Source organism: Rugamonas sp. DEMB1 (assembly GCF_029834475.1).
In the GTDB taxonomy this organism is placed as follows: Bacteria; Pseudomonadota; Gammaproteobacteria; order Burkholderiales; family Burkholderiaceae_D; genus Rugamonas; species Rugamonas rubra.
In genome coordinates this window covers 992,065-1,015,113 of record NZ_CP122407.1, presented here as the reverse complement: position 1 = coordinate 1,015,113, position 23,049 = coordinate 992,065, and the positions used below count along the sequence as shown (strand labels likewise).

General features: G+C 66.7%; 23 protein-coding genes and 1 other RNA gene. 11 read left to right on the top strand and 13 right to left on the bottom strand.

Annotated features, from left to right (window positions below; genetic code table 11):
- Positions 1 to 46 precede the first annotated feature (46 nt).
- Positions 47 to 1,189: a branched-chain amino acid ABC transporter substrate-binding protein gene (locus QC826_RS04615; RefSeq protein WP_279764609.1), complete on the top strand. Its 1,143-nt coding sequence runs from the start codon at positions 47 to 49 to the stop codon at positions 1,187 to 1,189.
- A 234-nt stretch (positions 1,190 to 1,423) separates the two neighbouring features.
- On the opposite strand, the gene QC826_RS04610 is transcribed toward QC826_RS04615, so the two are convergent.
- Positions 1,424 to 1,738, bottom strand: coding sequence for a c-type cytochrome (locus tag QC826_RS04610; protein WP_279764608.1), 315 nt, complete (start codon positions 1,736 to 1,738; stop codon positions 1,424 to 1,426).
- Positions 1,739 to 1,909: 171 nt separating this feature from the next.
- Between QC826_RS04610 and QC826_RS04605 the strand changes: the two genes are divergently transcribed.
- A complete protein-coding gene (locus QC826_RS04605; RefSeq protein WP_279764607.1) occupies positions 1,910 to 2,134 on the top strand; it encodes a TIGR04438 family Trp-rich protein in 225 nt (74 codons plus the stop codon).
- A gap of 125 nt (positions 2,135 to 2,259) precedes the next feature.
- Here QC826_RS04605 and ilvD read toward each other — a convergent pair whose 3' ends face one another.
- Positions 2,260 to 4,122, bottom strand: a complete 1,863-nt coding sequence (gene ilvD / locus QC826_RS04600; protein WP_279764606.1) for a dihydroxy-acid dehydratase — start codon at positions 4,120 to 4,122, stop codon at positions 2,260 to 2,262.
- A 193-nt stretch (positions 4,123 to 4,315) separates the two neighbouring features.
- Here ilvD and QC826_RS04595 point away from each other — a divergent pair, with 193 nt between their 5' ends.
- The 4 genes from QC826_RS04595 to QC826_RS04580 all read left to right on the top strand — a co-directional run bounded on the left by QC826_RS04595 (position 4,316) and on the right by QC826_RS04580 (position 7,575).
- Entirely contained in the window at positions 4,316 to 5,218 is a 903-nt protein-coding gene (locus QC826_RS04595) for a LysR family transcriptional regulator (protein WP_279764605.1), read from the top strand.
- On the top strand, positions 5,212 to 6,030 hold the full coding sequence (gene lgt / locus QC826_RS04590; RefSeq protein ID WP_279764604.1) for a prolipoprotein diacylglyceryl transferase: 819 nt from the start codon (positions 5,212 to 5,214) through the stop codon (positions 6,028 to 6,030). Before QC826_RS04595 ends, lgt begins: the two co-directional genes overlap by 7 nt.
- On the top strand, positions 6,027 to 6,953 hold the full coding sequence (locus QC826_RS04585; protein WP_409567767.1) for a cupin-like domain-containing protein: 927 nt from the start codon (positions 6,027 to 6,029) through the stop codon (positions 6,951 to 6,953). Before lgt ends, QC826_RS04585 begins: the two co-directional genes overlap by 4 nt.
- Before the next feature lie 358 nt (positions 6,954 to 7,311).
- Positions 7,312 to 7,575, top strand: a complete 264-nt coding sequence (locus tag QC826_RS04580) for a hypothetical protein (RefSeq protein ID WP_279764603.1) — start codon at positions 7,312 to 7,314, stop codon at positions 7,573 to 7,575.
- Positions 7,576 to 7,731: 156 nt separating this feature from the next.
- Here QC826_RS04580 and QC826_RS04575 read toward each other — a convergent pair whose 3' ends face one another.
- Complete coding sequence (locus tag QC826_RS04575; protein ID WP_279764602.1) at positions 7,732 to 8,535, bottom strand: sulfite exporter TauE/SafE family protein; 804 nt, start codon at positions 8,533 to 8,535, stop codon at positions 7,732 to 7,734.
- Between the two features lie 344 nt (positions 8,536 to 8,879).
- On the opposite strand from QC826_RS04575, the gene QC826_RS04570 reads away from it, so the two are divergent.
- Complete coding sequence (locus tag QC826_RS04570) at positions 8,880 to 10,445, top strand: methyl-accepting chemotaxis protein (RefSeq protein ID WP_279764601.1); 1,566 nt, start codon at positions 8,880 to 8,882, stop codon at positions 10,443 to 10,445.
- 74 nt (positions 10,446 to 10,519) lie between these two features.
- Here QC826_RS04570 and QC826_RS04565 read toward each other — a convergent pair whose 3' ends face one another.
- From QC826_RS04565 to QC826_RS04550, 4 genes are all read right to left on the bottom strand, one after another.
- Positions 10,520 to 11,017 carry an EVE domain-containing protein gene (locus QC826_RS04565; RefSeq protein ID WP_279764600.1) on the bottom strand — a complete coding sequence of 166 codons (498 nt, stop codon included), beginning with the start codon at positions 11,015 to 11,017 and terminating at the stop codon, positions 10,520 to 10,522.
- Between the two features lie 86 nt (positions 11,018 to 11,103).
- A non-coding RNA gene (gene ssrS, locus QC826_RS04560) (6S RNA) lies at positions 11,104 to 11,283 on the bottom strand.
- Between the two features lie 45 nt (positions 11,284 to 11,328).
- Positions 11,329 to 11,640: a cell division protein ZapA gene (locus QC826_RS04555; protein WP_093384914.1), complete on the bottom strand. Its 312-nt coding sequence runs from the start codon at positions 11,638 to 11,640 to the stop codon at positions 11,329 to 11,331.
- Positions 11,637 to 11,873 carry a hypothetical protein gene (locus tag QC826_RS04550; protein ID WP_093384917.1) on the bottom strand — a complete coding sequence of 79 codons (237 nt, stop codon included), beginning with the start codon at positions 11,871 to 11,873 and terminating at the stop codon, positions 11,637 to 11,639. Before QC826_RS04550 ends, QC826_RS04555 begins: the two co-directional genes overlap by 4 nt.
- A gap of 378 nt (positions 11,874 to 12,251) precedes the next feature.
- On the opposite strand from QC826_RS04550, the gene groES reads away from it, so the two are divergent.
- Positions 12,252 to 12,542, top strand: a complete 291-nt coding sequence (gene groES, locus QC826_RS04545) for a co-chaperone GroES (RefSeq protein ID WP_008451606.1) — start codon at positions 12,252 to 12,254, stop codon at positions 12,540 to 12,542.
- Between the two features lie 52 nt (positions 12,543 to 12,594).
- A complete protein-coding gene (groL, locus tag QC826_RS04540; RefSeq protein ID WP_279764598.1) occupies positions 12,595 to 14,241 on the top strand; it encodes a chaperonin GroEL in 1,647 nt (548 codons plus the stop codon).
- A gap of 183 nt (positions 14,242 to 14,424) precedes the next feature.
- Here groL and QC826_RS04535 read toward each other — a convergent pair whose 3' ends face one another.
- The 5 genes from QC826_RS04535 to QC826_RS04515 form a co-directional block, all read right to left on the bottom strand.
- The gene (locus QC826_RS04535) at positions 14,425 to 15,372 is read right to left on the bottom strand and encodes a LysR substrate-binding domain-containing protein (RefSeq protein ID WP_279764597.1); all 948 of its coding nucleotides are present in this window, start codon (positions 15,370 to 15,372) and stop codon (positions 14,425 to 14,427) included.
- The gene (locus QC826_RS04530; protein ID WP_279764596.1) at positions 15,369 to 16,292 is read right to left on the bottom strand and encodes an SMP-30/gluconolactonase/LRE family protein; all 924 of its coding nucleotides are present in this window, start codon (positions 16,290 to 16,292) and stop codon (positions 15,369 to 15,371) included. The genes QC826_RS04535 and QC826_RS04530 overlap by 4 nt, the downstream gene beginning before the upstream one ends.
- 142 nt (positions 16,293 to 16,434) lie before the next feature.
- Positions 16,435 to 18,144: an IlvD/Edd family dehydratase gene (locus QC826_RS04525; protein ID WP_279766383.1), complete on the bottom strand. Its 1,710-nt coding sequence runs from the start codon at positions 18,142 to 18,144 to the stop codon at positions 16,435 to 16,437.
- A gap of 99 nt (positions 18,145 to 18,243) precedes the next feature.
- Positions 18,244 to 18,882: a 2-dehydro-3-deoxy-6-phosphogalactonate aldolase gene (locus QC826_RS04520; protein ID WP_279764594.1), complete on the bottom strand. Its 639-nt coding sequence runs from the start codon at positions 18,880 to 18,882 to the stop codon at positions 18,244 to 18,246.
- 3 nt (positions 18,883 to 18,885) lie between these two features.
- On the bottom strand, positions 18,886 to 19,893 hold the full coding sequence (locus QC826_RS04515; RefSeq protein ID WP_279764593.1) for a 2-dehydro-3-deoxygalactonokinase: 1,008 nt from the start codon (positions 19,891 to 19,893) through the stop codon (positions 18,886 to 18,888).
- Between the two features lie 225 nt (positions 19,894 to 20,118).
- Between QC826_RS04515 and QC826_RS04510 the strand changes: the two genes are divergently transcribed.
- Both QC826_RS04510 and QC826_RS04505 read left to right on the top strand, forming a co-directional pair.
- Entirely contained in the window at positions 20,119 to 20,931 is an 813-nt protein-coding gene (locus tag QC826_RS04510; protein ID WP_279764592.1) for a class I SAM-dependent methyltransferase, read from the top strand.
- Between the two features lie 82 nt (positions 20,932 to 21,013).
- Positions 21,014 to 21,544: a hypothetical protein gene (locus QC826_RS04505; RefSeq protein WP_279764591.1), complete on the top strand. Its 531-nt coding sequence runs from the start codon at positions 21,014 to 21,016 to the stop codon at positions 21,542 to 21,544.
- Positions 21,545 to 21,801: 257 nt separating this feature from the next.
- Here QC826_RS04505 and QC826_RS04500 read toward each other — a convergent pair whose 3' ends face one another.
- Positions 21,802 to 23,043, bottom strand: a complete 1,242-nt coding sequence (locus tag QC826_RS04500; RefSeq protein WP_279764590.1) for an MFS transporter — start codon at positions 23,041 to 23,043, stop codon at positions 21,802 to 21,804.
- Positions 23,044 to 23,049: the final 6 nt, after the last annotated feature.

Sequence of the window (23,049 nt, the reverse complement as noted above, 5' to 3'; positions counted from 1 at the left end):
CGGCGTTCACGAGACGCTGCTGTTTTCAATTACTTGGAGAATGTTTATGTTGTTTAAGACTAAGTTGATTCCATTCGCCATCGCCCTGGCCTTCGCCGGCAGCGCCAACGCGCAGGAAGTGATCAAGATCGGCCACGTCGCGCCCGTCTCCGGCGCCTCCTCCCACCTGGGCAAAGACAATGAAAACGGCGCCAAGATGGCGGTCGAGGACTTGAACGCCAAAGGCTTCAAGATCAACGGCAAACCGGTCAAGTTCGTACTGGTGCTGGAAGACGACGCGGCCGATCCGAAACAGGGCACCGCCGTCGCGCAGAAGCTGGTCGACGCCAAGGTCAACGGCGTGATCGGCCACCTGAACTCGGGCACCACCGTGCCCGCCTCGAAGATCTACTTCGACGCCGGCATCCCGCAAATCTCGCCGGCCGCCACCACGCCGCAGTACACCAAGCAGCGCTTCAACACCGCCTTCCGCGTCGTCGCCAACGACAACAAGCTGGGCGGCACGCTGGGCGCCTACGCGGTGCAGAAGCTGGCCGCCAAGAAGATCGCCGTGATCGACGACCGCACCGCCTATGGCCAGGGCGTCGCCGAGGAGTTCGTCAAGGGCGCGAAGAAATCGCTGCCGGCCGTGCAAATCGTCGGCAAGGAGTTCACCAACGCCAACGCCACCGACTTCAACGCCATCCTGACCACCATCAAGGCCAAGAACCCCGACCTGATCTTCTTCGGCGGCATGGACTCGGTGGCCGGCCCGATGCTGCGCCAGATGAAGGCGCTGGGCATCAAGGCCAAGTTCATGGGCGGCGACGGCGCCTGCACCGAGATGCTGCCCAAGCTGGCCAGCGACTCGATCGGCGACGACCTGGTCACCTGCGCCGAAGCCGGCGGCGTGACGCCGGACCAGCAGAAGAACCTGGACGATTTCCAGGCGCGCTACCAGAAGAAGTACAACTCGCCGGTGCTGCTGTACGCGCCGTACGTGTATGACGCCGTGATGACCATGGCCGCCGCCATGGCCGAGGCCAAGTCGGCCGAGCCGGCCAAGTACCTGCCCTTCCTGGCCAAGATCAAGTACCAGGGCGTGACCGGCCCGATCGCCTTCGACGCCAACGGCGACATCAAGGACGGCTCGCTGACCCTGTTCACCTACAAGGGCGGCAAGAAGACCAAGATGGAAGTGGTCAAGTAAAGCAAAAAAGTCGGCCGCGATGGCCTGACGACAAAGGCGCGCCGTGCGAACGGCGCGCCTTTTTTCATGGCCGCTCTGCACCAAATTGCATCCCCCCACCCCGCAAGGAAGGGGGCTGACCCCGTACGGGGTCAGACCCCGGCGGATCGCATTGCGGGGTGAATGCTCGCGATGAAAAAACAGCCCCAAAAAAACGCGCCGAAGTCGGCGCGTTCGCTTTTGGGCCGAGCAGAATTACTTCTGCGCCAGCACCCATTTGACCAGGGTCTTGGCTTCCGCCTCGGTCACCTGTGGATTGGCTGGCATTGGGATCGCGCCCCAGGCGCCGGAGCCGCCCTTCAAGACCTTTGCCACCAGCTTGGCTTCGGCGTCTTTTTGACCGGCGTATTTTGCCGCCACGTCTTTGTAGGCAGGGCCCACCAGTTTGCTACCGACTGCGTGGCAAGCCATGCAATTCTTGGCTTTCGCCAAATCGGCACTGGCCATCGCAGCCTGCGAAGCGAATGCGGACACTGCCAACATACCAACCATCATCAAAGTGCGTTTCATTGTGTTCTCCATAGTAAACCTCTCGCAATTCTACCCCGTTTTGCCGCGCAGCACGAAGACCGAATACATACAAAACGCGCTTCGTCCGCCCGTGGTTGACGGGCGTATCACAATTTAGCCGCCAGATAGTTGTAATTGTTTGTAAGATGGAGGCTCACCTGGGAGTCCGCCATGCCGCTCATCCTGCTCATCCTGGCCCTGTGCGGCCTGCGCTATTTCGAAGTCTGGCGTTTCGCCGCCGTCTCGTGGTGGTGGATTGTCGGTTTGATGGTGTTCGCCTTCGTTTGGTTCGAGTTCCTTGAACCGATGTTGGGGCTGGACAAGCGCAAAGCCCACAACGTCGACGAGAAGCGGCGCCAGCAGCGCGTCAAGGACAACTTCGACAAGCGCAAGTAGGCGGCGCCGGGGGGAATCTCGGCGTGCCAGCGGCTACCAGAGCACGCAAAGGCGGAGAGCGAGGGTCAGACCCTAGGGTCTGACCCTAGTTTTACGCCGCTGGGGTTTGCTGGCGCGCCGCAGGACTAGCGCTTCAGCTGCGACAGGTCGCGCACGGCGCCGCGGTCGGCCGATGTGGTCAGCGCGGCGTAGGCTTGCAGCGCCTGCGACACCACGCGGTCGCGGTTGGTCGGCAGCCAGGCGCCGGCGCCCTTGGCCTCCATGGCGGCGCGGCGCGCGGCCAGCGCGGCGGCGTCGATGCGCAGGTTGATCGTGCGCTCGGGAATGTCGATGTCGATCATGTCGCCCTCCTCCACCAGGCCGATGGCGCCGCCCTCGGCCGCCTCCGGCGAGGCGTGGCCGATCACCAGGCCGGACGAGCCGCCGGAGAAGCGGCCGTCGGTGAACAGGGCGCAGGCCTTGCCCAGGCCCTTGGACTTGATGTACGAGGTCGGGTACAGCATCTCCTGCATGCCCGGGCCGCCCTTCGGTCCCTCGTAGCGGATGATGACGACGTCGCCCTCGTGCACGGTGTCGCCGAGGATGGCCTCGACGGCCGCGTCCTGGCTCTCGAAGACGCGGGCCTTGCCGCTGAACTTCAAAATGCTCTCGTCGACGCCGGCGGTCTTGACGATGCAACCCTTCTCGGCCAGGTTGCCGTACAACACGGCCAGGCCGCCGTCCTGCGAGTAGGCGTGCGCCTTGTCGCGGATGCAGCCGTTGCTGCGGTCGGTGTCGACGGCGGCGTAGCGTTCGGACTGCGAGAACGCCACCTGGGTCGGCACGCCGCCCGGCGCGGCGCGGAACAGCTGGTGCACCGCCGGGTCGTCGCTGACCTTGACGTCGTTGCGGGCGATGGCCTCGGCCATGGTCGGCGCGTGGATGGTCGGCAGCGTGGTGTCGAGCAGGCCGGCGCGGGCCAGCTCGCCGAGGATGGCCGAAATGCCGCCGGCGCGGTGGACGTCCTCGATGTGGTATTTGTCGGTCATCGGCGCGACCTTGCACAGGCAGGGCACCTTGCGCGAGATGCGGTCGATGTCGGCCATGTTGAAGTCGACGCCGGCCTCGTGGGCGGCGGCCAGCAGGTGCAGCACTGTGTTGGTCGAGCCGCCCATGGAGACGTCGAGCGCCATGGCGTTCTCGAAGGCGGCCTTGCTGGCGATGGCGCGCGGCAGCACCGAGGCGTCGTCCTGTTCGTAGTAGCGCTTGGCCAGCTCGACCACCAGGCGGCCGGCGCGCAGGAACAGCTCCTTGCGGTCGGAGTGGGTGGCGACGATGGTGCCGTTGCCCGGCAGGGCCAGGCCGAGCGCCTCGGTCAGGCAGTTCATCGAGTTGGCGGTGAACATGCCGGAGCAGGAGCCGCAGGTCGGGCAGGCCGAGCGTTCGATCTCGGCCACGTCGGCGTCGCTGACCGAGCTGTCGCCGGCCTTGATCATGGCGTCGACCAGGTCGAGCTTGATGATCTTCTGCGCGCCGTCGACCACCTTGATGACCTTGCCGGCCTCCATCGGGCCGCCGGAGATGAACACCACCGGGATGTTCAGGCGCATGGCGGCCATCAGCATGCCGGGGGTGATCTTGTCGCAGTTGGAGATGCAGACCATGGCGTCGGCGCAGTGGGCGTTGACCATGTATTCGACCGAGTCGGCGATCAGGTCGCGCGAGGGCAGCGAGTACAGCATGCCGCCGTGGCCCATGGCGATGCCGTCGTCGACGGCGATGGTGTTGAACTCCTTGGCGACGCCGCCGGCCGCCTCGATCTCGCGGGCGACCAGCTGGCCCAGGCCCTTCAGGTGGACGTGGCCCGGCACGAACTGGGTGAAGGAGTTGACCACGGCGATGATCGGCTTGTCGAAATCGCCGTCCTTCATGCCGGTGGCGCGCCACAGGGCGCGGGCGCCGGCCATGTTGCGGCCGTGGGTGGTGGTGCGGGAACGGTATTGCGGCATGATGAAGTCTCCAGGAGGGGCGCGCCCGGCGCGGCTGGCGCGGGCGGCGCGGTGTTGGGGTATTGGGGTGTTGGGGCGCAGCGTAATGACCACCAGATTGCCTTGCGCGGGGGCGGGTGTCAAATATATCATTTGCCTGTCTGTGAGTCGCAAAAGATATCGAACTCGCCAATTTGAATGGAAATGCATATCGATGAACCTGGAACTGCGCCAACTGCGCTACTTCGTCACGGTCGCCGAGGAGCTGCACTTCGGCAAGGCCGCGCTGCGCCTGCACATGACCCAGCCGCCGCTGTCGCAGACCATCCTGGCGCTCGAGGAGCTGCTCGGCGCCGCCCTGTTCGAGCGCAACCGGCGCGGCGTGGCGCTGACGGCGGCCGGCGCCGCCCTGTTGCCGGAGGCGCGCCGCCTGCTGGCCCAGGCGCAGGAGTTGCCGCAGTTGGTGCAGCGGGCCGCCGCCGGCGAGGTCGGCCGGCTGACGCTGGCCTTCGTCTCCTCGGCCGACTACAGCGTGCTGCCGCCCTTCCTGCGCGCCTACCGGGCGGCCTATCCGCAGGTGCAGATCACGCTGCTGGAGGCCACCTCCGACCTGCAACTGGACGACCTGCTGCACAACCGCATCGACGCCGGCCTGCTGATCCCGCCGCTGCCCGACCGCGCCAGGGTCGAGCTGGACTACCTGCCGGTGCTCAAGGAGCCGCTGGTGCTGGCCGCGCCGAGCGGGCTGGAGGCGTTGAAGAAGCCGGGGCCGGTGGCGCTGGCCAGCCTGCCGCCGCTGCCGCTGATCATCTTCCCACGCGCCATCTCGCCGGCCCTGCACGACGCCATCTTGTCGGTGTTCCGCGGCGCCGGCGTCACGCCGCCCATCGGCCAGGAGGCGATCCAGATGCAGACCATCGTCAGCCTGGTGTCGGCCGGCATGGGCATCGCCCTTGTGCCACAATCGGTGTCGAAGCTGATGCGCCCCGGAGTAGAATACCGCTCGCTGTCCGATCCCACGCCACAAGTGGAGACCGGGCTGGCCTGGCGCCGCGACAACGACTCGCCGGTGCTGCAGGGCTTTTTGGAATTACTACGAAAGAACACACAATGCTGATACACCCGATGCCCGACCCGATCGCCCTCTCGCTGGGGCCGGTGCAGATCCACTGGTACGGCCTGATGTACGTGCTGGCCTTCGCCCTGTTCATCGCCCTGGGCCGGGTGCGCATCCGCCAGCCGCACATCGCCGCGCTGGCCTGGAAGAACGTCGACCTGGACGACATGCTGTTCTACGGCATGCTCGGCGTGGTGCTCGGCGGCCGCCTGGGCGAGGTGCTGTTCTACCGCCCCGGCTACTTCTTCGCCCACCCGCTGGAGATCCTGCAGGTGTGGCACGGCGGCATGTCCTTCCACGGCGGCTTCATCGGCGTGATGCTGGCGATGGCCTTCTGGGCGCGCAAGTCCGGCCGCAACCTGCTCGACGTCTACGACTTCATCGCCCCGCTGGTGCCGCTGGGCTACGCCTGCGGCCGCCTGGGCAACTTCATCAACGCCGAGCTGCCCGGCCGCGTGGCCGACGCCAGCCTGCCGTGGGCGATGATCTGGCCCAACGTCGACGCGCTGCCGCGCCACCCGTCGCCGATCTACCAGCTGCTGGTCGACGGCCTGCTGGTGTTCGTGCTGCTGTGGCTGTACGCGCGCAAGGAGCGGCCACGGCTGGCCGTGGGCGCCATGTACACCCTGCTGTACGGCTGCGCGCGCTTCTTCACCGAATACTTCCGCACGCCGGACTGGGAGGTCGAGTTCGCCGGCTTCAACATCTCGTCTGGGCAGGTGCTGTCGCTGCCGATGATCGTCGGCGCGCTGGTGCTGCTGGCCTGGGCCTACCGCGACAAGGGCACGCGCACGGCGCGGGCCTTGGCGTGAGCACCGGCGTGAGCGTGCGCGAAACGCCACGCTTGCCGCCCACGCGGCAGGAGACGGAGGGCGACTCGCCCGAGGCGGTCGCCGCCAGAAGGCTGGCGCGCGAGCAAAGGGACGCGCTGGTGCGCGGCGTCAGCTCGATCGACGACATGCGCGAGGCGATCAAGCGCGCCGCGCGCGCGCTGCCGACCATTGCCGCCGTGCCGCGTCTGGGTTCGCTCGACGCCAAGGCCTTCCGCGCCCGCGCCGCCCAGGGCCTGCCGTTCCTGACCAGCGGGCTGGTCAACCGTTGGCCGCTGACCGCCCTGACGCCGCAAACGCTGCGCGAGCACTATAGCCACCTGCCCGTGCGGGCGCGGGTGGGCGACTACATCAACACGGCGTTCGCGACCGACCGGGCGATGCAGGACATGTCGATGCTCGAGTATCTCGAGCTGGTCGCCAGCGGCGCGCACGAGCTGCCGCCCTACCTGGGCAACCTGGAACTGCGCGAATTGAATCGCCTGTGCCACTGGCCCACCTACTTCGACAAAATGGGTCCGCCGCGCTTTTGGCTCGGCCCGGCGGGAACGGTGACGCCGCTGCATTGCGACTACGACGACAACATCTTCGCGCAGATCTGGGGGACCAAACGGATCTTCCTGTCGCCGCCGCACCACGACGAGTTCCTCTACCCGCGCGAGGCGAACGCCATCCTGTTCGGTTCGCCGGTCGACCCCGAGGCGCCGGACTTCGAGAAGTTCCCCCTGGCCCGCCAAGCGTTGATGATCGAGGTCATCGTCAATCCGGGCGACCTGCTGTACGTGCCCGCCGGCTGGTATCACCAGGTGCGCGCGCTGACGTTTTCGCTCTCCTCCAACCGCTGGGCCAGGGCGCTGCCGTTCGCACTGACCGGCGACACCTCCCTGCAACGCCCTGCAGACTAGAAAAAACCACCGGCGACAAAGCACCTTTTGCTACGCGCCCACAATTATCTGATCGGACGCGATCCGATGTAAAATTGTTGCACCAGCGAGCACCTACCAAGGAGCAAATTCATGCAAGTGGAAATGACGCAGCGGGCGACTATTGCGCTCCAAAAGGCGGAAGGTGAATTGAAGCAAGGGCTGGCGGAAGTACTTCGTGCCTTTGAGTCCGGCAAGGCCTGCCCGTCGAACAGGTCAGATCTTCCAACTCGCGCCCCGGCGTTCTTGTCGCGAGAATCAAGGACTTCCGCTTGTTCTACCAGCCGGGCGAAGGAGTGATTCAGGTACTCGACATCGTGCCGCGCTCGGAAGCTTAGCAATGATCGATGCCAGCCTGAAAGAGCAATTCATGACAGCCGCCAAGGACCGCGACCGTACCGGCGCCCAGCTGCTGCGCGACTTCATGCGTGACTTCGTTCGGCAGCAGCAGGAAGCGGTAGAACATGACGCTTGGTTTCGTCGCCAAGTGCAGATCGGTCTGGACTCGGCCAATGCCGGCAAGCTGATCCCGGCCGCTGAGGTTGAAGCCAAGTTCGCCGCCAAGCGCGCCGCCACACGTCGGCGGCTGGAAGCCGCCAAATGATGGAGTTGTTTTGAACACCTGAGGCGATTCAAGACTGCGGCAGAATGCAGGTTCATTTGCTCATGCTGGTTTGAGAGGCGTGTCAGTTGCAGTTGTTCCTGACCGAGAATCTCGTCAAATGCAGGTCGGAGCGGTTTCAAACGCAGCTCGCTACAGCTAGTGGAAGGCCTTCCACAGCATGTACGCGGCCAGGCAGTACAGCACCACGGCGAACACCTTCTTCAGCGTCGCCACCGGCAGGCGGTGCGCGGTGCGCGCGCCGAGCGGGGCGAACAGCACGCTGGCGGTGGCGATCACCGCCAGCGCCGGCAGGTAGATGAAACCCAGCGAGTACGGCGGCAAATCGGCCACTCCCCAACCATAGAAAATGTTCGACAAGGTGCCGGCCAGCGCGATCGGGAAGCCGAGCGCGGCGCTGGTGGCGACGGCGTTGTGGATCTTCACATTGCACCAGCCCATGAAGGGGATGGAGATGAAGCCGCCGCCCGCCCCCACCAGCCCGGCCAGCAGGCCGATCAGGCCGCCGGCGGCGAACATGCCGACAGTGCCGGGCAGCTCGCGCCCGCCGCTGGGCTTTTTCCCCAGCAGCATCTGTGCCGCCGAGAAGGAGATGAACAGGCCGAAGAACAGCGCCAGCACGGTCGACGACATCTGCTTGCCTATCCACGGCCCGATCCACGAGCCGAGCAGGATGCCCGGCGACAGCAGCGCGACGATGCGCCAGCGCACCGCGCCGTGCAGGTGGTGGGCGCGCACCGAGGACATCGAGGTGAACAAGATCGTGCCGAGCGAGGTGGCGATGGCCATGTGGACGATCACCTCGGGCGCGAAGCCGCGCGCGCTGAAGATCATGGTGATGAAGGGCACCAGGATCATGCCGCCGCCTATGCCCAGCAGACCGGCAGAGAAGCCGCCGAAGGCCCCCATCAACAACAACACCAGCACCAGTCCCCAATCCATCAACGGCCCCGTGGCGCGCGGGCCGGCGCGGCGCCACGCGGGCCGGGCGCAACAACAAGGGCCGGCATTGCGGCGGCGAAGGACGGCGAAGACGAAGGCGAGGACATGGCGATAGTGGACCGACGAGGTTGTCTTGCGGACGCCGCGCTGCAAGGCGCGGCAACATTGCCCGATGGTACACCATGAGCGCGGGCCCGTCGCATATTGGCAACAGGGCAATATATTGCAAAATTGAAAGCCACTATTGCTTTCTTTGTGGAATTTTTTGCGATACTGTTGACGCCACGCATTGCGCGCGCCTTCACTCCTTAAACAATTCGCGCCTTCGCCGGCGCCGCCCTATCATGAAGAATTTGAATATTGGTACCCGCCTCGCCGCCGGCTTCGCCCTGCTGCTGGCCTTGATGATGCTGATGACGGTGATCGGCATCCGCAACCTGCAAACCGTCGCCGAGGGCACGCAAGCGATGATGCATCAGCCGCTGGCCAAGGAGCGCATGGTGGCCGACTGGTACACGCTGATCCACACCAGCGTGCGCCGCACCGGCGCCATGGCCAAGAGCAGCGACGCCTCGCTGGTGGCCTTCTTCACCGAGGACGTGGCCAACTCGGCGCGCGACGTCAACGCGCTGCAGCAGAAGGTCGAGGCGCTGCTCGAGACGGCGCAGGAGAAGGAAAAATTCGAAGAAATGAAGGTGGCGCGCAAGAACTACCTGGCGATCCGCGACAACATCGGCAAGCTGAAGGCCGAGGGCCAGTCGGAGCAGGCCAACGCGCTGCTGGACCAGCAGTTCGTGCCGGCCGGCAAGCAGTACCTGGGCAGCCTGCAGACCCTGCTCAACATGCAGCGCGCCAGCATCGACGCGACGGCGGCCGAGATCAACTCGGTCTACAAGCACAGCCGCAACTTCATGCTCGGCTTCGGCACGTTGGTGCTGCTGTGCGGCGTGGCCTGCGCCTGGTGGCTGACGCGCGGCATCATCGTGCCGCTGCACCACGCCGTCGACATCGCCGTCGCCGTCGCCAACAAGGACCTGCGCAGCGAGATCACGGTCGACTCGGCCGACGAGACGGGCCGCCTGCTGCAGGCGCTCAAGACGATGAACGACAGCCTGCTGCACATCGTCATCGACGTGCGCAACGGCACCGGCAACATCGCCAGCGGCAGCAGCGAGATCGCCGCCGGCAATATGGACTTGTCGGCGCGCACCGAGCACCAGGCCAGCAGCCTGGAGCAGACCGCCTCGTCGATGGAGGAGCTGACCTCGACGGTGCGGCAGAACGCCGACAACGCGCGCCAGGCCAACACGCTGGCGCAGACCGCCTCCTCGGTGGCGCAGGGCGGCGGCGCCGCCGTGGCCGAGGTGATCGCGACGATGGCGGCGATCCACGAGTCGGCGCGCAAGATCGGCGACATCATCAGCGTGATCGACGGCATCGCCTTCCAGACCAATATTCTGGCGCTGAACGCGGCGGTCGAGGCGGCGCGGGCCGGCGAGCAGGGCCGTGGCTTCGCCGTGGTCGCCAGCGAGGTGCGCAACCTGGCCCAGCGCAGCGCCGCCGCCGCGCGCGAGATCAAGGAGCTGATCAACGACTCGACCAGCAAGGTCGACGCCGGCAGCGCCCAGGTGACCAAGGCCGGCGCGACCATGCGCGAGGTGGTCGACAGCATCCAGCGCGTCACCGACATCATGGGCGAGATCACCACCGCCAGCGCCGAGCAGAGCGTCGGCATCGAGCAGGTCAACGAGGCCATCACGCAGATGGACGAGGTGACCCAGCAAAACGCCTCGCTGGTCGAGCAGGCGGCGGCGGCGGCGGCCTCGCTGCAGGAGCAGGCGGCCGCGCTGGCCGAGGTGGTCAGCGTGTTCAAGCTCAACGAGGGCGGCGTGGCGGCGCTGCCGCGTTGAGCGCCGTCCGGGCGCGGAGTCGAGCGCCCATGCCGATCAAGGTCGGGGGCTGCGCAACAGGCAAAGCGCCAGGGTCAGACCCTAGGGTCTGACCCTTCTAGGGACGCGGCGCCGGCCTCGAGCAGCTTGACGATGGCGTTCCACTGGCCGGCGCTAACCGGCGTGATCGACAGGCGGCTGCCCTTTTGCAGCAGCAGCATGTCCTCCAGCGCGGCAATGCCGCGCATCTCGGCCAGCGGCAGCAGCCGGGTCTTCTTCAGCGCGCGCACGTCGACCGCGCTCCAGCGCGGCTGCTCCGGCGTGGCCTTGGGGTCGTGGTATTTTCCGCCGGCCTCGAACTGGGTGGCGTCGGGATAGGCGGCGCTGGCCACCTCGGCCAGGCCGGCCACGCCGGGCTGGGCGCAGCTGGAGTGGTAGAACAACACGCCGTCGCCGGGCCGCATGGCGTCGCGCATGAAGTTGCGCGCCTGGTAGTTGCGCACGCCGAACCAGGAGACGGTGTGGCCGGGCGCGGCCAGCACGTCGTCGATGCTGACCTCGTCGGGCTCGGATTTCATCAACCAGTATTGCATCGCGCTCGCTCCAGACGGACAAACCTAGACACTAGGGACGTAAAAAAGCGGCTGCGCACTCGATGTTCGCAACCGCTCTTTTGGAATAGTACCCCGCCTGTGCCGCTATGCCGGCATCCCGAACCAAACGGTTCAAGGTGGTCACAGTTAGTTCAACTTCGGGTTCATCGAACTAGCGACGCTCACTCCCATCAAACAAAATCCCGCGACCGGTGCACATAAATGGTTCAAGGAATATATGACAATCGCGAACACTGCAGGGTGGACGAAGTTTACTCTTTTGTGCCGACCAGGGGAAGGCTTTTCTCGAATTAAAACAAGGCTTCCTGCGGCGTCAGCGCGCCGTCCAACACCTTGTGCATGGCGCTGATCTTCTGCTGCACCTCGAGGATCGACAGGTCCGACAACGGTCCCTGCGGCGATTTCACCGAGAGGAATTCGGCCGCCATGCCCAGCGCCGCCATGACGGCGATGCGGTCGTTGCCCTTGACCTTGCCGGCGTCGCGGATCGAGCACATCTTCTTGTCGAGGAAGGCGGCCGCCTCGCGCAGCGCCCTCTCCTCGTCGGCCTTGCAGACCAGGCGGTAGGGTTGGCCCATGATGGCCACGTCGAGCTGGATCATTGCGCGTCCTCGGTGTCGGCCGAGGCCATGGATTCGGCCACCAGCGCGGGGATCTGCTCGAGCAGCGCCTCGACGCGGCCGGCGGCCTCGCTCAGGCGGGCCTGGTAGCCGAGGTTCTCCACCACCAGGGCGGAGTTGGCTTGGCGCAATTGGGCGTTCTCCCGGCGCAAGGCCTGGGTCATCGCGGCCAGCTGGTCGATTTTGTCGGATAGTTCTTGGAATTCGGAAATCATCCCGTCACTATAGGGCGGCAAGCGAAGCGCCGTCAATCGAATCACCGGCTTGCGGCACAATTTTCCACCTCGGCGGCGGGATTTCGGCCACGCGCCGCGCCGCCCAGGTTTGCGGCCGCGCCGGCCGCGTGTTTGCGGCAGGTCAACAGTGGGCGACATCGATCAGACAAACGGCCGTGTTGATATGAAATAAATGCGGACGCGCCTTGAAATACCGCATAAGCGTCCCTATAATTGGCACTCGTTAGTAGAGAGTGCTAACAACTCTTGATGGCTGTGTCAACATTGTTGATGTGGCAACCCTACTGGGAACGGGGCCAGGCACACGCCGGCGCCGGACTCACACGCACTACAACCATTGAACTAAAGGAGTTTTGTATGAACCTTCGCCCTTTGAACGATCGCGTCATCGTCAAACGTCTCGACCAGGAAACCAAAACCGCGTCCGGCCTGATCATCCCTGATGCAGCCGCTGAAAAACCGGACCAAGGCGAAGTGCTCGCCGTAGGCAATGGCAAGATCCTGGAAGACGGCAAAGTCCGTCCGCTGGATGTCAAAGTAGGCGACCGCGTCCTGTTCGGCAAATACGCCGGCCAGACCGTCAAAGTTGACGGCCAGGAACTGATGGTCATGCGCGAAGAAGACATCATGGCGATCGTCGTCAAGTAATTTCTTACTCAGACGTAGCAATCCCCTACTCACAAAATTCTGGAGAAACAACATGGCAGCTAAAGAAGTAATTTTCGGCGACGCAGCGCGCGCCAAAATGGTTGAAGGCGTCAACATCCTGGCCAACGCGGTCAAAGTCACCCTGGGTCCTAAGGGCCGCAACGTGGTGCTGGAGCGCTCGTTTGGCGCCCCTACCGTCACCAAGGACGGCGTGTCGGTCGCTAAAGAGATCGAACTGAAAGACAAGCTGCAGAACATGGGCGCGCAAATGGTCAAGGAAGTTGCTTCCCGCACCAGCGACAACGCCGGCGACGGCACCACCACCGCCACCGTTCTGGCCCAGGCAATCGTGCGCGAAGGCATGAAGTTCGTTGCCGCCGGCATGAACCCAATGGACCTGAAGCGCGGCATCGACAAGGCAGTCGCTGCCACCGTCGAAGAGCTGGCCAAGATCGCCCGTCCTTGCACCACCACCAAAGAAATCGCCCAAGTCGGCGCCATCTCGGCCAACTCGGACTACTCGATCGGCGAGCGCATCGCCGAGGCGATGGAAAAAGTCGGTAAAGAAGGCGTCATCACCGTGGAAGACGGCAAGTCGCTGAACGACGAGCTGGACATCGTTGAAGGTATGCAGTTCGACCGCGGCTACCTGTCGCCATACTTCATCAACAACCAAGAGAAGCAAGTCGCGATCCTGGACAATCCATTCGTCCTGCTGTGCGACAAGAAAATCTCCAACATCCGTGACCTGCTGCCGGTACTGGAACAAGTCGCCAAGGCCGGTCGTCCACTGCTGATCATCGCAGAAGACATCGAAGGCGAAGCACTGGCGACCCTGGTCGTCAACAACATCCGTGGCATCCTGAAAACCTGCGCCGTCAAGGCTCCAGGCTTCGGCGACCGTCGCAAAGCCATGCTGGAAGACATCGCTGTCCTGACCGGCGGCCAGGTTATTGCTGAAGAAGTCGGCTTGACCCTGGAAAAAATCACCCTGGAAGAACTGGGCCAGGCCAAGCGTATCGAAATCGGCAAAGAAAACACCATCGTCATCGACGGCGCCGGCCAAGCTGCCAACATCGAAGCCCGCGTCAAGCAAGTGCGCGTGCAGATCGAAGAAGCGACCTCGGACTACGACCGTGAAAAACTGCAAGAGCGCGTGGCCAAGCTGGCCGGCGGCGTTGCCGTGATCAAGGTTGGCGCTGCCACCGAAGTCGAAATGAAAGAGAAAAAAGCCCGCGTTGAAGATGCACTGCACGCCACCCGCGCTGCCGTGGAGGAAGGCATTGTTCCTGGCGGCGGCGTTGCCCTGCTGCGCGCACGTGCCAACATCACCGTCAAAGGCGACAACCCGGACCAGGACGCAGGTATCAAGATCGTTCTGCGCGCCATGGAAGAACCACTGCGCATGATCGTGCAAAACGCCGGCGAAGAATCGTCGGTCGTGGTCGCGGCTGTCCTGGCCGGCAAAGGTAACTACGGTTACAACGCCGCCAACGGCACCTACGGCGACATGGTCGAAATGGGCGTGCTGGATCCAGCCAAGGTCACCCGTTCGGCACTGCAAAACGCAGCGTCGATCGCCGGCCTGATGCTGACCACCGATTGCATGGTTGCCGAAGTCGCAGAAGACAAAGCATCCGGCGGCATGGGCGGCATGGGTGGTATGGGCGGCATGGGCGGCATGGACGGCATGATGTAATTGCCGGCCGGTCGGGCGCGGACCGCTTCGGCGGCGCGCGCCAGCCAGCCAATCAAAAAGGGCCAGTTCCTCGCGGAGCTGGCCCTTTTTTTGTGCGCCGAAGCAAATTGCGCCGAACCAGGGTCAGACCCTAGGGTCTGACCCTAGATTGACGCCGCGCTGTTTTCGCGGAGTTGGTTTGCGTCAGCGCGGATAGGTGTCGGCGGCGACGCCGCGCACGGCGTCGAGCAGCATGCGGGCGCCGGGCGAAAGCAGCTGGTTCTGCCGCGTGATGATGCCGAAGGCGTCCATCTGGCAGGGCAGCTCGACCGGCACGATGGCGAACAGCTTGAGCCGGGCGTAGTTGTGCGCCAGCTCGCGCGGGAAGGCGTGCAGCAGGTCGGACTGGCGCAGCAGCTCGCTGATGACGGCCAGCTCGCTGGTGTCGATGACGTTGGCCGGCGGCTCGATGCCGACGCGGCGGAACATCATGTCGAACTTGTGGCGCAGCACGCTGCCCGGCGGCGACAGCACCCAGCCGTAGCCGGCGATGCGCGCCAGGTCCAGCTTGGGCTCGCCGAGCAGCGGGTGGCCGACCCGCGCCACCACGCACAGCGGCTCGCTGGCCAGCTCCTCGTAGTGGAACTGGGCCTTGTCCTGGCGTTCGAGCAGGCGGCCGATCATGAAGTCGAGCGCGCCGGCCTGCAGCTGCTCGATCAGGCTGTTGCTCATGTCGACCTGGATGCCGATGCGCAGCAGCGGCGAATGCCGCTTGACGCTGAGCACGGCGGCCGGCAGCAGGCTGACGCTGGGCGTCATGATGGCGCCGACGTTGACCTGGCCGACCAGGCCGGCCTTCAGCGCGGCGATGTCGTCGTGGGCGTTGTTCAGGTTGGCCAGCGCCATGCGGGCGTGGCGTATCATCGCCTCGCCGAAGATGGTCGGTTCGACGCCGCGCGTGGTGCGCTCGAACAGCTGCACGTCGAGCAGCTCCTCGAGCTCCTTGAGCTGCTTGGAGGCGGCCGGCTGGGTCATCGCCATGTCCTCGGCGGCGCGGTGGATGTTGCGCTGCTCGTCCAGCGCGACCAGCAACAGCAGCTGGCGCGTCTTCAGGCGGGTGTGCGGCGCGCGCCGTGGCGGTGCCTGGCTCATGGCGCCGAGGCGCCGAAGCGCGCCACCGGCACGCCGGCCACCTCGACCCGCACGGCGAAAAGGCCGCCGGACAGCGGCGCGGCGGCCAGCTGTTCGACGCTGTTGCCCTCGCGCGCGGTGGTGATGTACAGCGTTTTCAAATCGGCGCCGCCCAGGGTGCAGGAGGCCGGGTTGCGCACCGGCAGACGCACCGTCGCCAGCAGCTCGCCGCCCTCGCTGTAGCGGCACACGCGGGCGCCGCCCCACTGGGCGATCCACAGGCAGCCCTCGCTGTCGACGGTCATGCCGTCCGGGCCGCCCTCGGCCGCCTGGTCGAACTGGCGCCACAGCGTCGGCTCGCCCAGGTCGCCCCGGACGTCGATCGGATAGGCGTACACGCGGCCCAGGTAGCTGTCGGTGTGGTACAGGGTGGTGCCCTCGCGGTTGAAGGCCGGGCCGTTGCAGATGTGGTAGCCGCCGGCCTGCACCTGCCAGCTGAAGTCGTGGTCGAGGCGGATCAACTGGCCGTCGGTGCGGTGGTAGTCGCCGTTGTGCATCGAGCCGGCCCAGATGTGGCCGGAGGCGTCGGCCTTGGCGTCGTTCAGGCGGATGCCGGCGGCGGCGTCGAAGGGCCGCGCCACGTAATCGAGGCGCAGCTCCGGCTCCAGCCACAGGTGGGCGATGCCGTCGCGCAGGCCGGCCATGAAGCCGTCGCCGTCACGCCGCGGAATCAGCCAGCACAGGTACTCGGGCAGGGTCCAGCTGTGGCGCGCGCCGGCGCTGCCGGCGGCGGGGCCGAGGTCGGGGGCGAGGTCGAGCGCGTGCAGGCGGCGGCCCTTCAGGTCGACCAGGTACAGCCGGTTCTGCTCGGCCAGCCACAGCGGCGCCTCGCCCAGTTCGGCGCCCAGCGCCCAGATGCATTCCGCTTCCAGCTCAACCATCCAGTCCACCCCGTATCGACATTGAATTCCCGAGCCGTCATCATACGGCCATACCGGGCCGCCAGCTAGCGCGCACGCGCGCGCGCGCATGGCGGCGCTTGGCGCTTGGCGGTCGCCGGCCGCCGGCCGCCAAGCGCCAAGCCTAGTGCGACTCGCGCGGCACGGCGTCGCCACGGCAGCCGACCAGGAAGTCGAGGTCGACGCCCTGGTCGGCCTGCAGCACGTGGTCGAAGTACAGCTTGGCGTAGCCGGACTTGGGCGCGACCGGCGCCACCCAGGCGGCGCGGCGGCGCGCGATCTCGTCCTCGGCCACCAGCAGCTCGAGCCGGCGGCCGGCCACGTCGACCTCGATCATGTCGCCGTCCTGCACCAGCGCCAGCAGGCCGCCGGCCATCGCCTCGGGCGCCACGTGCAGGATCACCGAGCCGTAGGCGGTGCCGCTCATGCGCGCGTCGGACAGGCGCACCATATCTGTCACGCCGGCCGCCAGCAGCTTGGCCGGCAGGCCCATGTTGCCCACCTCGGCCATGCCGGGATAGCCCTTCGGCCCGCAGTTCTTCAGCACCATGATGCAGTCGGCGTCGATGTCGAGCGCCGGGTCGTCGACGCGCGCCTTGTAGTGCTCGATGTCCTCGAACACCACGGCGCGGCCGGTGTGTTGCAGCAGCGCTGGCGTCGCCGCCGACGGCTTGATGACGGCGCCCAGCGGCGCCAGGTTGCCGCGCAGGACGGCGATGCCGCCGCTGGCCAGCAAGGGCTTGGCCAGCGGGCGGATCACGGCGTCGTTGAAGCACTCGGCGTCGCGGTTGTTCTCCCACGCGGTCTGGCCGGTGACGGTCAGCGCGTCTTTGTGCAGCAGGCCGGCCTCGGCCAGGCGGCGCAGGATCACCGGCAGGCCGCCGGCGTAGTAGAAGTCCTCCATCAGGAACTCGCCCGACGGCATCAGGTTCAAAATGGTCGGCACCTCACGGCCCAGGCGGTCCCAGTCGTCCAGGCTGAGATCGACGCCGACGCGGCCGGCGATGGCCAGCAGATGCAGCACGGCGTTGGTGGAGCCGCCGATGGCGGCGTTGGCGCGGATCGCGTTCTCGAAGGCGGCGCGGGTCAGGATGGCCGAGGGGCGCAGGTCGGCCTCGACCATCTCGACGATGCGGCGGCCGGCCATCACCGCCAGCGCGTGGCGGCGCGAATCGACGGCGGGAATGGCCGCGTTCTCCGGCAGCGCGATGCCGAGCGCCTCGACCATGCTGGCCATGGTCGAGGCGGTGCCCATGGTCATGCAGTGGCCGGCGCTGCGCGACATGCAGCTCTCGGCCTTCATGAATTCGCCCTGGCTCATCTGGCCGCCGCGCACCGCCTCGGAGAACTTCCAGACGTGGGTGCCGGAGCCGATGGTCTCGCCGCGATAACGGCCGTTGAGCATCGGCCCGCCGGACAGCACCAAGGTCGGCAGGTCGACGCTGGCGGCGCCCATCAGCAGCGCCGGCGTGGTCTTGTCGCAGCCGACCAGCAGGATCACGCCGTCGAGCGGATGGGCGCGGATCGACTCCTCGACCTCCATCGCCGCCAGGTTGCGGAACAACATGGCGGTCGGCCGCATATTGGTCTCGCCCAGCGACATCGCCGGGAACTCCAGCGGCAGGCCGCCGGCCTGCAGCACGCCCTGCTTGACCTTGTCGGCCAGCTGGCGGAAGTGGGCGTTGCAGGGGGTCAGCTCGGACCAGGTGTTGCAGATGCCGATCACCGGGCGGCCGTCGAAGCTGTCGTCGGGCAGGCCCTGGTTCTTCATCCACGAGCGGTGGATGAAGGCGTCCTTGCTGCTGCCGCCGAACCAGTGCTGCGAGCGGCGCATCTTCTTGCCGTCAGGAGTGTCGCCGTGGTTGCCGTTGTCGCCGTCGTTGTTGTTGTTGCCGCCGTTATGCTCTTCTTGCTTGCTCATCTCTGGGTATCCTTATTGGGTAAGCGGCGTGGCCGCCTGGGTTCGGTGCCAAGCCGCGACGTAGGCGGTGGCGCGTTGCGCCAAGGCGTCCAGGCCGGCGCCGGGGGTGTAGAGCTGGCCGCCGATGCCGAAGCCGCTGGCGCCGGCGCCGACCCAGCCGGCCATGTTGTCGGGCGTGATGCCGCCGACCGGCCATAGCGGCATCGAGGCCGGCAGCACGCTCTTGAAGGCCTTCAGGCCGGCGTGGCCGAGCATATCGGCCGGGAACAACTTGAGCGCGTGGGCACCGGCGTCGAGCGCGGCGAAGGCCTCGGTCGGCGTGGCCACGCCGGGCGCGCAGTACATGTCCAGCGCGGCGGCGCGGCGGATCACCGCCGGATTGCAGTTGGGCGAAACCAGCAGGCGGCCGCCGGCGCGGTGCACCGCCTCGACGTCGGCCACGCTGAGCATGGTGCCGCCGCCGATCAGCGTGTCGGCCGGCGCGCTGGCCGCCAGCAGGGCGATGCATTCCAGCGCGCCGGGCCGGTTCAGCGGCACTTCGAGCGCGCGGAAGCCGGCCTGGTGCAGCACGTCGGCGACGGCCAGCGCCTCGGCCGGCGCCAGTCCGCGCAGGATGGCGACCAGGGGAAGTTTTGGTGGAGTGGGTGTCATGGGCTATGCCTGGTTGAGGAATCGGGACAGCGCGGCGCAGTAGACCTGGTGCGGGTCGAGCACCGCGCATTCCAGGCCGAAGTGGGCGGCGGCGACGGCGTAGCGCTCGGCCAACGCCGGCGAGCCGATCACGTCGATGCGGGCGTGGGCCGGGACCAGCGCGGTGGCGGATATCACGCCGGATGCGGCGCTCTTGGAGGACGCGGAGCCGGCGGCGGCGGCCGGGCCGGCGCCGAACTCGGCGGCGGCGCTCGCGGCGGCGGCGAACTCGGCGCCGATCAGCAGGCCGCTGACGAAGCCGGCCGCCTGCGCCTGCGGCATGGCGCCGGCGACAACGCGGGCGCGCACGCGGAACAGCGAGTTGGACAGCGGCCCGCCCAAGCCGGCCTGGCGCAGTCCGGCGGCGAAGGCTTGCGGCTCGGCGCTGTCGCCCTCCATCAGCGCGGCCAGGGTGCCGCCGGCGGCCAGCATGGCGTACAGCTCGCCGGTCATGTAGGTGGCGATGCTGGCGACGGCGCCGTCGCGCAGCAGCACCCATTTGCTGTGGGTGCCGGGCAGCACCAGCCAGCCGTCGCGGCGGCCGAGGGCGACGGCGCCGAGCAGCTGGGTCTCCTCGCCGCGCATGACGTCGACGGCCGCATCGGCCACGGCGTCGGCCACGGCGTCGGCGCGGTAGCAGTAGCCGGGCACGATGTGGCCGCGACCGGCCCAGGCCGGATCGGCCAGCGGCGCCAGATGGGCCGGCAAGCGCTCCAGCGGCAGCGCGCAGTCGGCGTAGGCCACCTCCTGCCAGCCGGAGGCGCTGCCGACCATGCCGGACAACAGCAGCGGCACGTCGGCGCCGATGTCCAGCGCGGCGAGCAGCCCGGCCAGCGACTCGCCGAAGCGGCCGCGCACTGCCAGCATGCCCTGCGTGTCCTCGTGGCGCGCCAGGCAGTTGCCCTGCCGGTCGACCAGGTAGGCGCGGCGGTTGCTCGTGCCCCAATCTATACCAAGTAGTGTGTGATTCATGAAGGTGGTCGGAAGACGTACTGGACGAAACTGCTGGAACCCTGGCAAGGAGTGTATGAAAACCAGGAATAACATTCCAATGAATTAAATATGAAAAGTGATAACCAATTCGAATCACTCTGCCGCAGCAGAGCCATGCCGCTTGCGCCGGCGCAAGCGGTGTTGCAGCCGGCGCCCCTATAGTGAAAGGCCAACCGCCCGTTCCAACCCCGTCGAGGAGCCGTCATGGACACCGTCAGCCCGCACCGCCCCATCGTCAATTCACAGCAGAAACAACAGGCCTTCGACGCACAGGCGCACAAGCTGGGCCTGAAACCGCGCGACCCGTGGGTCGGCGGCTACGTCGACTACGAGTGGGACCACCTGCGGCTGGTGCTCGACGCCATGCCCTTGCAACTGGAGGGCGTGCCGGTGCTGGAGTTCGGCTGCAACGTCGGCGCCTCGGCGATCTTGTTCTCGCACCTGGGCGCGCACGTCAGCGCCACCGACATCTCGGCGGAGTGGGTCAGCCTGGCGCGGCTCAACGCCGAACGCTACGGCATCGACAACATCGACTTCCGCCACGTGCCCGACTCGCGCCAGCTGCCCTTCGCCGACGGCCAGTTCCAGCTGATCGCCTGCAACAGCGTGCTCGAGTACGTCGCGGCGGAGCAGATCGCCGCCGTGCAGCGCGAACTGGACCGGGTGCTGGCGCCCGGCGGCATGATCCTGCTGACCGGCACCAGCAACCGCCTGTGGCCGCAGGAGGCCCATTCCGGCCTGTGGCTGGTCAACTACCTGCCGCGCTGGCTCGACCGGCTGTGGGGCAAGCCGCTGCAGCGCGGCATGTGGCCCTGGCGGGCGGTGCACGGCTTCGGCCCCGGCTACGTCAACCTCGACACCGCCGCCCCCGACAACTTCTTCGCCCGCTCGCGGCTCAGCATGGGTGCGCCGAAGGCCAAGCTCAAGCCGCTGCTGTGGGTGGCGCGGCGGCTCGGCGTCGGCCCGGGTCTGCTGGCGCACAACATTTCCTGCCTGCTGCAGAAACCCGGCGGCTGAACGCCCGGAGCAAATTGTTGCTGGGGGGATTTCTTTGGTTTAGTATGGCCGACTCTTACTATTCCACTGCAAGGCAGCTGTCATGGCGCAACGCCGCTCGAACAAACACTCCGCCGCCGACAAGGCCGCAATGGCACTGGCCGCCGTGCTGGTGGTCGCCCTGGGTGGAGCCTTTTCCTACCTGAAACCCGTGTCCGCCCTGCCCGCGCCGCTTGAGGCGGGTGGCGCGGCGCAGCCAGCGGCCGCGCAGCAGCCCGCGCCGACGACGGCCCAACCGGTCGACACCGCCAGCGAGGCCGCCGCGCCGGGCAAGCGCCGCAGCAAAGAACAGGCCGCCGCCGCGCTGATGGCGCTGCCCGAGTTGCGCGCCTGGTCGGCCCAGCTGGACAAGGAATCCGGCGGCAAGGTCCACGGCGCCGTCATCGAGTACGACACGGCGCAGCGCACCGTGAAGGGCAAGCGCTACTACCAGTTCAGCTTTGTCGAGAACAGCGCCGAGGCCGCGCTGCGGCGCGACAGCTTCCTCGTCTCCGACAGCGACGACGAGATCCTGGTCGAGGACGTCGTCAACGACGAGCTGATCAGCCTGGCCCGCTGGCGCAAGAGCCACTAGGCAACTCCGTCCAAGCAGACGCAAAAAAGCGGCGCCCCGACCTTCGTCGCGGCGCCGCCTTCACATCGAATGCCGGAGCGCCGGAACGCCGGGCTCAGGGAACGCCGGGGGCAGGAACGCCGGGGTCAGTGCCGACATTCGGACACGAGCTGAGCCTTGCAGCCGTCGCAAACGCCGGAATTTCAACACAGCGGCTGAGGCCGTGTCCAAATGTCGGCACTGACCCCGCCGGCTGCTGACCCCGCCGGGAGTTGATATCAGGCGGCTGCGCGCGCGGCCGGGGCCGGCGCGGCCGCTACGCCGTTGACGCGGCCGACCCACCACACCGTGAACAAGGTCAGGCCGGCGGCGAGGTAACCGTTGCTGCCGTAGCCGACGATGTGGCCGCTGCTGTCGCTGTGCAGGCTCATGCCGCCGATCAGGGCGCCGACGCCGCTGCCCAGCTGCTGCAGCGCGGAGTTGGCGCTGAGGAAGGCGCCGCGCCTGGCCGGATCGGGAATCGTCGTCATCAGCGCCTGCAAGGGAATGTTGCGGCCGGCGACCGAGGTCATGAAGAAGGGGAAGAACAGTATGATCGCGAGCAAGGGCATCTGCGGCATGTGCGTCATGAACAGCATCGGCAGTATCGAGAACAGGGCCATGTAGCGGTACACCTGGTGCTTGCCGACGCGGTCGGCCCAGCGGCCGATCAACCGCGAACTGAACAAGGTGGCGCAGCCGCCGGCCAGGTAGACGTAGGTGATCTCGGCCGGCTGCACGCCGAGGTTGTTGACCAGCACCGGCGAGATGAAGGGGATCACCAGCATGCCGGTCAGCATGTTGACGCCCGACAGCAGGAAGGCGCTCAGGTGGCGCGGCACGCGGAACAGGCCGATCAAATTCGGCACCACCGCGGACATGGGCACGCGCTTGCTCAGGTGGCCGTCCAGCTTGGGCAGCACGCGGGCGGCCAGCGCCCAAATGATCAGCGAGAACACCACCAGCAGATAGAACGGCGACTGCCAGCCGAACTTGGCCGCCAGCACCACGCCGACCGGCACGCCGGCCACGGCGGCCATGCTGAACGAGGTCATGACGATGCCGGTGGCGGCGCCGCGCCGCTGCGGCGGGATCAGGTCGCCGATGATGGCCATGACGATCGAGGCCATCACGCCGCCGGTCAGGCCGGCGAAGGCGCGCGACCACACCAGCAGGTGGAAGGTGGGCGCCAGCGCGCAGGCCAGGTTGGACAGGTTGAACAGGAAGAACATCGTCAGCAGCAGGCGCTTGCGCGAGAAGCGGTCGATGTAGGTGGCCGCCAGCAGACCGGACAGGCCGGCGCACCAGGCGTAGACGGAGACGGCGCCGGACACGGTGCTGGCTTCGATGTTGAAGGCGCGCATCAACTGCGGCGCCAGCGGCATCATCACCATGAAGTCCATGACGACGGTGAACTGGGTCAGCGCGAGCAGCCACAGCAGGATGCGCTCGCGCGCCGGGGACAAGGGGACAGTGCTCATATTGTT